Below are 1112 nucleotides of genomic sequence, written 5' to 3'. Positions count from 1 at the left end.
CCCCGCCGCCCTTCCGACCTCGAAGCCAGCGCGTTCACTGCGCCCGCCGCCACCGCGCTGGCTTCGGAGACTGAATAGATGAGCGGACGTCTCTATGGCCTGGGCGTCGGTCCGGGCGATCCCGAACTGATCACGGTGAAGGCGCTGCGTTTGCTGACATCCGCGCCGGTGGTCGCGTACTTCGTGGCGAAAGGCAAGAAGGGCAACGCGTTCGGGATCATCGAAGGGCATTTGAAGGACACGCAGACGCGCATGCCGCTCGTGTATCCCGTGACGACCGAAGCGCTCGAACCGCCGCTTTGCTATGAAACGATCATCGGCGATTTCTACGATGAATCCGCCATCCGCATTGCCGATCATCTCGAAGCCGGCCGCGATGTCGCCGTGATCTGCGAAGGCGATCCGTTTTTCTATGGCTCGTACATGTACCTGCACGACCGGCTCGCCGAGCGCTTCGAAGCCGAAGTCGTACCCGGCGTATGTTCGATGCTCGGCGGCGTCGCCGTGCTCGGCGTGCCGCTCGTGTACCGGAACCAGAGTTTGTCGGTGTTATCGGGCGTGCTGCCGGAAGCGGATCTTCGTGACAGGCTTGCCGCCACCGACGCCGCCGTGATCATGAAACTCGGCCGCAACTTCGACAAGGTCCGGCGCGTGTTGAAAGACCTCGGACTCGATAAACGCGCGCTCTATGTCGAACGCGCGACCATGGCGAACCAGCGCATCGTGCCGCTGGAGGATGTCGATCCTATGGCGTCGCCCTACTTCTCGCTGCTGGTCGTGCCGGGGGAAAAATGGCGGGGTTGATCGACGCAAAACCGCCGGCAATCGTGGTGCTCGGTACGGGCGCATTGCAGACTGCGCAGCGAATCCGGGGACGTTATCCCGGCGCTTTGATTCACGGCCTCGCGAACCGCGTGCAAGCCGATGTCGCGTTCACTGAATTGAGCGCTCATCTGCGCGAGCTCTATTCGAGCAACACGCCGATCGTCGCGTTGTGCGCGGCGGGAATCGTGATCCGTTGCGTGGCTCCCCTTCTAGCCGATAAAACCGTCGAACCGCCCGTGCTTGCCGTCGCCGAAGATGGCAGCGCGGTCGTGCCGCTGCTCGGCGGA

General features: G+C 63.1%; 1 protein-coding gene and 1 pseudogene. Both read left to right on the top strand.

The features are described 5' to 3' along the window. Nucleotides 1-78: 78 nt before the first annotated feature. Nucleotides 79-804 carry a precorrin-2 C(20)-methyltransferase gene (locus ACRXB1_RS36410; protein ID WP_062003133.1) on the top strand — a complete coding sequence of 242 codons (726 nt, stop codon included), beginning with the start codon at nt 79-81 and terminating at the stop codon, nt 802-804. Next, nucleotides 792-1112 (top strand): annotated as a pseudogene (locus ACRXB1_RS36405) (cobalamin biosynthesis protein CbiG); the annotation flags it as partial. The gene ACRXB1_RS36410 and the pseudogene ACRXB1_RS36405, both read left to right, overlap by 13 nt.

This window comes from Caballeronia sp. M23-90, assembly GCF_053574605.1.
The sequence above is the reverse complement of the archived record's forward strand: the minus strand, read 5'-3'. Positions and strand labels throughout refer to the sequence as shown.